The sequence below is a fragment of the Photobacterium angustum genome (assembly GCF_002954615.1).
Classification (GTDB): Bacteria; Pseudomonadota; Gammaproteobacteria; order Enterobacterales; family Vibrionaceae; genus Photobacterium; species Photobacterium angustum_A.
In genome coordinates this window covers 1,798,207-1,811,463 of the sequence record NZ_MSCJ01000001.1, presented here as the reverse complement: position 1 = coordinate 1,811,463, position 13,257 = coordinate 1,798,207, and the positions used below count along the sequence as shown (strand labels likewise).

1 protein-coding gene is annotated in these 13,257 nt (G+C 41.1%); it reads right to left on the bottom strand.

Going from position 1 to position 13,257, the window contains the following annotated elements; translation table 11 throughout:
- Window positions 1–379: 379 nt before the first annotated feature.
- Window positions 380–13,192 (bottom strand): Ig-like domain-containing protein, encoded by a 12,813-nt coding sequence (locus BTO08_RS07810; RefSeq protein WP_431356669.1) that lies wholly within the window; start codon window positions 13,190–13,192, stop codon window positions 380–382.
- Between the last annotated feature and the right edge of the window lie 65 nt (window positions 13,193–13,257).

Below are 13,257 nucleotides of genomic sequence, written 5' to 3'. Positions count from 1 at the left end.
GCTTCATCCTTGGCCCCTATATCTATTATTATTGAGAAGTATTGCGAGCATGTTTTAAATCCAATGCATAATCTCGCAACATTAATCAATTTTAGATAGCAATCGTCAGAATGAACATTAAATTTACAAAACAATGTTACTGATATTGTTTTTTTGTGAGCATTGTAACAAAACTATTAATAAGGTTGAGTTAACTGTCATTGTTTACTCATTAACTACTTGATAGTTATATTTATAGTTTTTGTATAAAACTATATTAAGTCTATTAATAAGGCGTAGTAAGGGATGACTTTAAGCTGTTAAGTGGGCGTACTACTATCAAATAGATAGCAATACGCCAGAACACTTAAGTTTGAAGGGGGAGATCCTAATAGAAGTATTAGCCAGCTAATAAATTATTATCATCTATCATTTTTTGTAAAAGCTCGGCATCTGTTGTTGAACTTGAATCACTACCATAGAGCGCATTTTTGTCCACGTTTTCTAACGTGATCTCTTGGCTAACATCTTCGCCATTTTCCTTAATATGTAACGTCACTGAACCGTTATTTTCCGTAATATCAATAAAGTTATCAGCCGTGATTCCATCAGTGACACTATTTAAAATAGCGCGTAAATCGATATTATCGCTATTAGCTGTGATATCGAAATCTACAATGGTATCTTGTGCCGGATTAGTGATTGTTCCTTGATCTTCTGCTTTGAATACAAAGCTATCATTACCGCTACCGCCCGTCATGCTATCGTTATTGGCAGTACCAAAGATCACATCATCATTTGCAGTGCCGATAAGCGAATTATCATTTTTATCAGTGATGCTAACGTCAATGGTTTGCGTAATCCCCGTAGCCGTTTGTCCATTCAGAGTTGAGATTGGCTCAATAGAAAGAGAGAAATCTTGCTCACTATTGGCTGTCATCGTCAGAACGGCAATATCGTCAAATGCGACTTCCCAACCATTTCCTTTCGCTTGGCCTGCTGAGAATACGAAATCACTAGGATAACCTGTGATAATAATACTCCCTTGCTCATTAGGCGCAGGATTAAACATTGATAGCTCAAGATTTAGCGCAATCGTCGTTTCGGTTTTAGCTATAACGCTGTTGTATTGAAGATTAAGCTCTGGCGCATCAGGCATAGGTTCAATAGTTAAACTGATATTCTTCTCAACAGTTTGACCATAATGCGTAATTTCTGATCCTAAGATAGTGTCGGTATCAATACTGCTGGCTTTGAGTGTGATATTAATATCACCAAAAGCATCACAGCTAAAAAGGGTTAATTGGTCTAAGGTACTGCTATTTACTATTGCAGTTGCAAGCCATATATCACCACTTTTAATGATACTTATCTCTTGATCACCGATTTGAATTTTATCTAGGCCTGCTAACTGAGTTTGGTCTGCAGCACTAAAGATCACTTCTAAGAATAATGTTTCATTACTATTTGTTTCGGTACTTTCAATATCGACTGGAATCGTGAAGCTTTCACCTTCATCGCCAGAGAGGCTCTCTGGAACACCAATAAATTGAATATCATCACCAATAGGATTGACGCCAATAATAACTTCAGAGGTCGATGTTATTATTTCCGTTGTACCAATTTCGTTCGTGATCGCATCCAACTTCAATGTGATATCACCACTGAAATCTGTGGGTGGGCGAATATAGATACTATCGGCTTGCGCAATATCAAAGCTCCATGACTTTCCGTTATTAGGCAATTGGATAAAGGTAGTGCCACCGTCTGGTGAATAGAACATCACTGCACCATCAGGAACGCCAGATAGGTTCAATGAAATAGTTTCAGAACCATCATCATCGTATAAGATTGCGCCTAATCCAACGATATGAATGTAGCCATCTTCATCACCTTGCTCGGTGATGGTATCCGGCATGGTGGCGATATCAGTCACAGGCTCAACGTTAATAATCACAGAAGAGGTTTTGGTCTGAGTATCCGTTTGCGATGATGAATCGGATTGATCTGTGATGTTGGTTTCAACGTTAATGGTTAAATCGCCGCTGTAGTTATGAGGCGGCTTTAAAAGCAATTCGTCTAAACGACTTGGATCCAGTACTTGCCAACTACCATCGGGATTCTGGGTTACTATCGCAGAATCGCCAATCAATTCACCACCAGGTACTAAGGTGATTTTCATCCAGTTGATGGTTTCTTTACCAGTAGCAGAAGTACCTTCACCCGTGATGGTTTGTCCGTTATTAACGCTATCGCCTAACAGCACCGTTAGGTTAATTGCGGTTGCGGTATCTTCTATAACACTGGTGATATCAGTTGTTGTAATGATGTCATCAACAACCGGAACAACGTCAATTTTGATGTTTTGTGTGGAAGTTGATTTTGTACCATTACAGGTAGAGGTTTGAGTGATAGTGATCGGAATATCTAAAGATCCAGCCCAAGCTTCATCTAATCCAATGAATGTCATATTGGAAAGACCATTTTCTGTGATGGTATAGCCAATAATTTCACCCGCATCGTTATATTCGGTAATGATACCGATACCTGTAATTTCAACATTGTCAGGTAAGTCATTAACGTCAATAAAGAAGGAGAGGGCTATTTCTGGATTATTATCAATATCGCCATTAAGTAGACCTGATAAATTAATATCTTCGCCTTCTTTAGCAATAATCACATCACCTTGAATTTTATCTGGCGCTTCGGTCGGAGGACATGAACCTCCGCCTCCAGTTTTACCTGTGATCTGGATTTGAACGGGCGCTTCTAAAAAGCGAGAATCGTTGCCATCAACCACACGGGCTTTAACCACAAGATCAATCACCTCAGTATTAAAGCTAGCGCTAACGGTAGCCCCAGCTAAGAGATCTTGCATCGCTTCTTTAATGCTATCGCTGGTAAGTCCTGCTGCAGGAATAATCCAATTTCCACTACCGTCAATATTGGCACCGTTAGGGTGATCGATGATGAGGTTAATGCCAGCAGGTACTTCGATCACGATGTAATCTAGATATTCTGAGCCATCAAGATCTTCATCGATAAAGTGAACCGCATTGGTTAAATCTATAGGGCTACCATCGTTACTACTGAGCAGATCTGTTATAGATTCTAATCGCGTATTAGCTTCAACGACGCCTGCAATATTGACTTGAACAGTCGCATTGATATCTTTATTCGCGGTTTGTCCAGAAGTTGACGTGTCAGTGACTTCATAGCTGATGGATATATCAAAAATGCCACTGAGATCTTCATCTGCAAGAATGGTTACGCGACCACTGTTAATAAATTCAGCCCATGATTGGTTGCCTTTGTAGTTGGCAAGATCGAGCCCATTAGCAGGAATAACAACTTCTACACCATCAATAAATAGGGTTAACCCATCAGGTAAATTGGTGATTTTATAACCTGTCAGCGTTTCACTGTTGTCGCTATCTTTTCTGATGGTCGGTTCAACTAAGAATGAGATATGTTGATCTTCAGAACCAGTGCTTTGCAATAAAGCACCATCTTGCTCATCAACAACGGGTAATACTTCAATATCCACCTTGTAGTTAAATTCACCACTCGCACCGTCAGGCTCGGTAGAAATCACATTGACATCAAATGCTAAGTTGCCACTTATATCTTTAGGTATTGATAAATAAGTCGATGTTAATTGATCGGATGTGATCCGATAGATCAACCCCGTTGAAGCGTCCTTACCGACAATTTCAAGGTTTAAAGGATTGCCATTAATATCGATAAACTTCACACCTTCAGGCAAGTTGGTGATTAAGATAGTTATCTCTTCTGATTTATCGTTATCACTGGTGGTAATTAAAAAGTCGAGCGGTAGTGGCTGATCTTCATAAAAACCATTAATGCCTTTAATAGTGCCTTTAAACCCAGTGGTGTTATCTGTACTACTAGCAATGTATTGCCAATGCCCATTGCCGCCGTCTGTAATGTCTGGACGGTCAATGGTGCCTTTTAAGTTAATGGAAATAGTCTTGGTCGCACCCTTTGTACTGGTAGCAGAGGTGAGTCCGTTAATAGCGGCTTCAGTAGATATAGCCGTTACTTCAATAGTGAGTTTTTCAGAGTGTGAACTGATATCAGCTTTTGGATGAAGCTGTGCTTGACCACTTTCAATATATTCTGCACTCACAATATATATGCCAGAACCGGCAGGCTCTTCTATCGCATCGCCACCTTGAATTGACCAACCATCTTGCACTTTAATTCGGTAACTGAGGCTTTCTGAACCATCGTTATCAGCTAATTTACCAATAATGGCCTTACTTAGATCAATAGGCTGATCTTCATGACCTTTAAGATTTTTAACCGAGAGTTTTGGCGCATCTGCTTCAGGAGTAATATTTACTGTGATAAGACGTTGCGATTCCTCTGTTCGGTCGGTACTTTTATCAAGGAACTTATTACCTTTTTCTGTGCTGAGCGCAGTAATGGTAAAGGTAAATATGCCTGCTGAGTGTTTATCAGAAAATATCTTCACATCATTAATTTGATCAGCGTTAATGATTTTACCGTCGCTAATTATGGTGTTACCCAGTTTGAGTGTAATGCCGTCTGGGATCCCTGAAATACGGTATTTAAGGGTTTCTGAACCATCGGTGTCTTGTAGATTCGCCGCAACATTTAGTTGAATGCCATTACTATCATCTTCAACAGCAGTGTATTCGTAATCTTTAGTCTCGTCCCAAATTGCGGCATCAGCATCAGGTAGCACCTTGATAGTGAGATCTTTGGTCAGTGTTTTATCTTGGTTATTCGTTGATATCGTCGCTGTTATTTTAAGCACAACTGTATCTTGTTGATTAACCGCAGTATTTGATGCTGGCTGGTAAGTGAGGGCGCCATTTGGCTTATAAAAATCACCTTCACTAATAAAGTCGCTAAGGGTAATTACGCCATTTGTTGCTGTTAGTAATGTGCCATTTAAAAACAGCTGTCCACCCGCTAATGAGCTTTCACTAATTGTGATAGTGCTAAGCGATTCATTCTGGTCAATATCACCAAGGAATACTTGAATAGTGAGTGGGTTACTCATGCTGTCTTCAAGGATCTGTTCCGCATTAACTTCAATACGCCCAGGATCATCTGCAAAAGATAGTTTCTTGGTTCTTACCGCAGTGTCACCATCGCTGTCTTTGACGGTGTAGCTGAAATCATCACTGATCTCGCCACTACTTTCCTCACTGGCAATCGTCTTAATGATGACTGTGCCATCTGCATTAACAGAGATAGTGCCATATTTAGTGTGTGGAACCGTTTGAGTATTAATTAAATCAATTGGGTTACCGTCTGCTGGATATTCTTTGCCACGATAGTTGATACTGACGACCTCACCACCATCAGCACCAGTAACGCCTCTAGATAATAGGCGTAGTGTCTTATCAACACCTTCAACAACAGCAAGTTGTTCATCAGGACCTGCAACAGGGATATCGTCAGTAACTGCCACTTCAAAAGGAGTGGTGGCTGACATATCACCATCTACGTCTGTGGCAATGGCGCCAAACTCTAAATTAAGCACACCTTGACTTGATGATGACGGGCGGTCAATCGCTTCGAAAAGCTCAAATTGCACGGTACCATCTAGATTGACTTTAATACGGAAAATATTATTACCGTTTGCCGTTGCGTTATACCAACCGTTCGCATCTGCTGCGCTAAGTGTGATGTTTTCACCACCACTGGTATAGTTTTGACTATTAAACTGCGCAGTATCTAGATGTACTGAAGCAAGCTCATCACTACTTTGGTTAAAGCTGAGTGTTGGTGCTGACGTGGTTGATGCATCAGCGGCTAAATTATCATCCAGCAAGTCATTTTCGTGAACGTTAAGGTTACTGTTGGCGGTAATGCTAGGCACTAAGCCATCTAAAAAACTCACCGTTACGTTTGATGTGCTCGAGCTGCCATCACTGTCTTTCGCTTCAACGGGCAGTAATAAATTAAGTTCGGTATCGTTGCCATTGGTATGGTCGATAGACTCATTGAGCGTCACTGTAATTGTTGCATTTGCTGCACTACCCGATGGAACTGCACCAATATCTGATAAATGGACAGAAAAGATCACTGTGCCATTAGGCAATGATGCGTTATAGGTGTTACTGCCATCAAATTGCCAAGTTAATGTTTGACCTTGGTAGGTGATGTTATTGCCATCACTACTTTTTACCGTACCAGATAAAACAAGGTTTAAATCGACGATAGGATCTTGCCCTGCGGTTACTGTGATTGTGGCGTCTGCTTGATTTGAACTACCTGCTGGTGATGAAGCACTCATCGGCGTTTCTGATATTTCTATTGACGTTGTATTAATAACAGGGGCATTACCATCAACAATGACAACATCGATAGCAGTTTGGTTAATATCTCCGTCGTTATCTTTAATAAAGACCGGAATAGAGATAGTTAATTCATCATTTGCGTTGGTTTGATCCAGTGCTTGATGAAGGATAAAAACATAGTCAACGGTTGAATTTGCTTCTGCATCTGGGCGAGCAGATAAGCTTATTTCAAAGACTTTACCTGAGCTTGTCCTCGCTTCAATGGTTTGATTATCAGCAGAGATCACATAAGAGATCGCTTTTCCACCGCTGGTTAAACCGGTTGGTAGTTGGCTTAAATCAAAATACAGCGGACTTTGCTCTGTGGTGCCATTTAAACCATCACTGCCAATGGTGACGGTGATCGTGCCTGTTTGTTGCAATGGTTGATTAGGTTGATTTGACGGATTAGATAGATCGGTTTCTTTAAATTCTAATTGCTCAGATGTTGCTAATACTGGATTCGCACCGTCTTCGATAACCCAATCAAATTTCCCTGTCGGGATAGCAGTCCCATCACTGTCAATTGCATCAATAAACAGAGGTAGGGTGATAGCATCAGATAAACCTTGTTGATTGAGAGGGAAGTGTTGTACAAGGGTGACAGTACCCGTCGCGTTATCGCCTGAGGCGGTTGCCGATAAACTCAAGGTAAAAATAGTGTCGCCACCCGCTTTGGCTGTGATTGTTTTACCATCGGAGCTGACGGTATAACTAAGCGATGATGTTGAGATACCAGAATATAAATTTAGTGCTTCAAGCGCCGTTATTGTCTTGGAATTAAATGTTAGGCTACTTGGATCAGGATTATCTGCTCCAGCTTGTACAGTAAACTCACCCTTGTAGGTAGAGCTTCCTGCTGTGATCATACTTTCAATCGTCTTGGCATTATTATCGAGTATGACATTGGCAAGACCATCTTTGACTGAAACGGTAAGGCTTGCATTGTTCTCGTATTGATCTTTATCTGAAGCAACGTAATCAATAACAAGGTTGATATCACCTTGGCTATGATTAAGATTACGATTGGCGGTAAATGTCCATTCGCCATCACTATTGATGGTGAACTTTCCTTCAGGAAGATCAAAGGTGACCGATGTGTTATTCAGTGCCTTTGTCTCTCCATTAATGGTGATACTTTTAACGAAAAGAGAAGCATCCACATCCACATCATTGGTTAGTACATTACCTGTAACAACATTGCCTTCAATAACTTCACTTGTATCATCGACAATCTCAGGTGCGGCATCTTGAATATTGATCTCGATTGGCACGATGACAGTTTCACTCGTACCATCACTATCCGTTTGAATACCGTCAATGAAGATCAATGTTTCAGTATTAGGGTTGCCTGGGGAGTGATCAATTGCAGCACTTAATGTTGTTTTTACTGTTTGAGTGCTAGGGTCAATAACCGCAGTGAGCACAGTTGTGGTGTCTGTTTGTACGGTTAGCGTTAAGCCGTCAGCAGAAATAGTAACGGTAACGTCTTTACCATTAGAAGTTAACTGTTCTAAAGCGGTCTGTGCTGCGTTAAAAGTAAATTCGGCGAACTCAATATTAATCGTTGAGGTTGATTCAATTGAAGATTCCGTTTCTAGCGCTTTTTCAGAGAAAGTCATGTCGCTAGAGCTAGCGAATGTGGGCATATCGTCACTGGCAGTATTACCTGCAGTGTCTGTAACTGTGGCTATCATCTGCCAGATTTGTTGTGGATCTAACTGAGACAATTTAATGTCTTCAATACGCCAATTGCCTGAGCTATCTACTGATGTTGTAAGAGAAACAGTATCTATACCGTCACTGAAGGTAACGGTTATCTTATCGCCAGCTTGGGTACCTGTTGTTGAACCTTGCAAGTAAGGCACTTGACCATTTTTTATTGCCGAGACATTTAAGCCACCTTGCTGGTAACTGCTTGTATCAATATCAATAGTAAGTACTGATGTATCTTTGATGATGGTATTGCTTGTTTCTTTGGTGTTGCCCGCAATATCAATCACTTCTGCGGTAACGGTTAACTCGCCATCAGCCAGTGCTGATAAATCAGCATCATTAATTTGCCATGCTCCATTGATAACCGAAGTGGTAAGGGTGATAGTTTTACCATTGTTGTCTGTTACTTTTACTGTGACAGGTTGATTGTCTTCAACAAAATCAACGTCACCAAATAGGGTGGTTTTAGCATCGATTTCGGCTTTATTTAAAAAGCTATCGCCATTCGCATCAAAGTTCGCCGTGATTTCAGCAAGGGTATCTTTGGTAATGGTATCTGTGGCTAATGTTGTATTGCCTGCAATATCGGTGGCTGTGGTCGTAATGGTGAGTTGACCTTCAGCGAGCGTTGTTAGATCCGCGCCATTCACTGTCCACTTTCCGTTATCTACCGTGGTGGTGAAAATTTTCTCGGCACCGCTGCTATCAGCGATAGCAATAGTCACGGTTTGTCCGTCTTCTATATTTTCAACAGCGCCAAATAAATCGGTTATGGGAGTTTCAACGGCGTTGAGGTACTCATCGCCTTTACCGTCAAAGCTGGTCGTAATATTTGCCGTAGTATCTTTGATGATAGTGTTGGTAGCAGAGGCTGGGTTGCCAGCAATATCGGTAGATTCAGCCTGAACGGTAATTTCACCTTCAGCCAAATCGGTTAGGTCGGCATTACTAACTGACCATTTACCTGCGCTGATAGTGCTCTCAAAGGTTTTCTCTAAGCCTTGGCTGTCAGTGACGGTAATAGTAACGGTTTGTCCATCTTCAATATTTGCGATAGTGCCAAACAGCTCAGTCGTTGAGACTTCGGCTTGATTAAGGAAGCGATCACCGTTGCCTTCAAAATCCGCCGTAATAGTCGCTAAGGTATCTTTGATGATGGTGTCTGTGGCTGATACTTGGTTACCTGCAATATCAACAGTATCAGCGATGACAGTGAGCTCACCTTCGCTAAGTCCTGTTAAGTCAGCATTATCAACTGTCCAATTACCATTAATGACGGTGGTGGTATAGATTTTTTCTAATCCGTTACTATCGGTGATGGTAATAGTAACGAACTGTCCATCTTCGACATTTTCGATCTTACCTAATAAATCGGTGACTGGGGTTTCAACGCGGTTGAGATACTCATCGCCTTTACCATCAAAATTGGCGTTAATACCTGAGAGTGTGTCTTTAATAATTGTGTTGGAAGCAGACGATGTGTTACCGGCAAGATCAACTGTTTCAGCGATGACAGTCAGTTCACCTTCAACGAAATCGGTTAAGTCGGCATTTTCTACTGTCCATTTGCCATTAATCACAGTGGTTTCAAATGACTTTTCGATACCGTTACTGTCGGTGACTTTAATTGCAACGGTTTGACCATCTTCAACATTGGATACCGAGCCAAAAAGATCGGTCACAGAGATTTCATCACGATTAAGATACTCATCCCCCTTACCATCAAAGTTAGCCGTAATGGTAGAAAGGGTATCTTTGATAATGGTGTTGGTGATAGACGCTGGATTACCTGCAATATCACTGGTTTTTGATGTAATGATCAGTTCACCATCGGCTAATGTCGATAAATCTGCATCCTTAACGACCCATGCTCCATTAAGAACAGTTGTGCTAAAGGTGAGATTTTTCCCATCTTTGTCTGTGACACTAACATCAACGTTTTGATTATCTTCAACAAAATCAACGTCACCAAAGAGGGTTGTTTTAGCGTCGATTTCTGATTTATTTAAAAAACTATCGCCACTAGCTTCAAAGTTCGCCGTGATCTCAGCAAGGGTATCTTTGGTAATGGTATCAGTGGCTGATGTTGTATTGCCTGCAATATCGGTGGCTGTGGTCGTAATGGTGAGTTGACCCTCAGCGAGCGTTGTTAGATCCGCGCCATTCACTGTCCACTTTCCGTTATTTACCGTGGTGGTGTAAATTTTCTCGGCACCGCTGCTATCTGTGATGGTAATAGTCACGGTTTGTCCGTCTTCTATATTTTCAACAGCGCCAAATAAATCGGCTATGGGTGTTTCAACGGCGTTGAGGTACTCATCGCCTTTACCGTCAAAGCTGGTCGTAATATTTGCCGTAGTATCTTTGATGATAGTATTGGTGGCAGAGGCTGGGTTGCCAGCAATATCGGTAGATTCAGCCTGAACGGTAATTTCACCTTCAGCCAAATCGGTTAGGTCGGCATTACTAACTGACCATTTACCTGCGCTGATAGTGCTCTCAAAGGTTTTCTCTAAGCCTTGGCTGTCAGTGACGGTAATAGTAACTTTTTGTCCATCTTCAATATTTGCGATAGTGCCAAACAGCTCAGTCGTTGAGACTTCGGCTTGATTAAGGAAGCGATCCCCGTTGCCTTCAAAATCCGCCGTAATAGTCGCTAAGGTATCTTTGATGATGGTGTCTGTGGCTGATACTTGGTTACCTGCAATATCAACAGTATCAGCGATGACAGTGAGCTCACCTTCGCTAAGTCCTGTTAAGTCAGCATTATCAACTGTCCAATTGCCATTAATGACGGTCGTGGTATAGATTTTTTCTAATCTGTTACTATCGGTGATGGTAATGGTAACGAACTGTCCATCTTCGACATTTTCGATCTTACCCAATAAATCGGTAATTGGAATTTCAACGTGGTTGAGATACTCATCACCTTTACCATCAAAATCGGCGCTAATACCTGTGAATGTGTCTTTAATAATGATGTTGGAAGCAGACGATGTGTTACCGGCAAGATCAACTGTTTCAGCGATGACCGTCAGTTCACCTTCAGCGAAATTGGTTAAGTCGGCATCTTCTATTGTCCATTTGCCATCAATCACAGTGGTTTCAAACGACTTTTCTAGGCCGTTACTGTCGGTGACTTTAATTTCAACGGTTTGACCATCTTCAACATTGGATACTGAGCCAAAAAGATCAGTCACAGAGATTTCATCACGATTAAGATATTCATCCCCCTTACCATCAAAGTTAGCCGTAATGGTAGAAAGGGTATCTTTGATAATGGTGTTGGTAGTAGACGCTGGGTTGCCTGCAACATCAATAACTTCAGCAGTAACGGTTAACTCGCCCTCTGCAAGTGCAGATAAATCAACATCATCAATTTGCCATGCACCGCTTATGACTGTAGTAGTCAGGGTGATGGTTTTACCATTGCTATCTGTTACTTTTACTGTGACTGGTTGATTGTCTTCAACAAAATCAATGTCACCAAACAGGGTGGTTTTAGTGTCGATTTCGGCTTTATTTAAAAAGCTATCGCCATTAGCTTCAAAGTTCGCTGTAATTTCAGCAAGGGTATCTTTGATAATGGTGTTAGTGGCCGATGTTGTATTACCTGCAATATCGGTGGCTGTAGTCGTAACGGTGAGTTGACCTTCAGCGAGCGATGTTAGATCTGCGTCATTTATTGTCCATTTACCATTATTAACAGTGGCGGTGTAAATTTTCTCGGCACCGCTGCTATCTGCGATAGCAATAGTCACTGTTTGTCCGTCTTCTATATTTTCAACAGCGCCAAATAAATCGGTTATGGGTGTTTCAACGGCGTTGATGTACTCATCGCCTTTACCATCAACGCTGGTCGTAATATTTGCCGCAGTATCTTTGATAATAGTGTTGGTAGCAGAGGCTGGGTTGCCAGCAATATCGGTAGTTTCAGCGAGAACGGTTAGTTCACCGTCTGCTAAATCGGTGAAGTCAGCATTACTAACTGTCCATTTCCCAACGCTAACAGTACTTTCAAAGGTTTTCTCGAAGCCTTTGCTGTCAGTGACAGTAATAGTAACGGTTTGTCCATCTTCAATATTCGCGATACTGCCAAACAGCCCAGTCGTTGAGACTTCGGCTTGATTGAGGAAGCGATCACCGTTGCCGTCAAAATCAGCCGTAATAGTGGCTAAGGTATCTTTAATAATAGTGCTGGTGGCGGAAGCTGGATTACCCGCTATATCGACAGTTTCTGCCAGAACAGTGAGTTCACCTTCAGCAAGAGAAGAAAGATCAGCATTATTTATTTGCCAAGCAGCAGCATCATTGACGGTTTCAAAACGTAGCGTTTTACCTTGGCTGTCGGTGATTGTGATTGATATTGGTTGATCACTTTCAACAAAATTTATCTCACCTAATAAATCACTATTTGTAATTTCAGATAGGTTTAAGTAATTATCACCTTTGCCGTCAATCTTTGCGTTTATTTCAGCAAAGGTATCTTTGATTGTTGTGTCTTTAGCATCGACAACATTGCCGTAGAAGTCAGTAACAGAGGCATAAATAGAAAGCTCACCTTCAGCAAGAGAGCTCAAGTCTTGATTATTAACTATCCATTTTTGATTTTGTACTATCGCACTGGCAGTGAATACTTTGCCGTTAATATCAGTCACATTAACTATGACAATTCTGCCATCTTCAATATCAATAGCGTTACCTAATAGCGTTGCTGATGGTGTTTCAAATCGGCTTTTATAACCATCGTTACCATCAATAATGGAGGCTGATAACGTCGCAGAAGCTTTAAGAGATGGGATAGCATCTGCAATAGATTCATTTTCTGTTTTTTGAACAGATGCTATTGAACGTGTACTAAATCCCGCTTTGGGTAAGGTTTCAGCTAATGTGGCTTTTATCTGAGAAATAAAAGAAGCGCTGTTGCTTGATAGCGGCTCTTGGTCAACGTTGGCATCAAGAAAAAACTGGGTACGATGCGAAGAGCTCTCGATAACAGGGGCGTCATCTTGGTTGGTTTGTGTTTTTAGAATGTCATTGATGTAGGCTCTTTCTTTAATGAAAGGAATCGACTGATCAATAATTTCTGAAGGTGGAATTTGAACCCATTCACCTGAATCTGTAATTTTCCAGATAATGCCTTCAATAACAACATACATCATTGGCTTCATCCTTGGCCCCTGTCTTTTTATTCTTATTGTAAAATCAATATTTTGATAAGTAT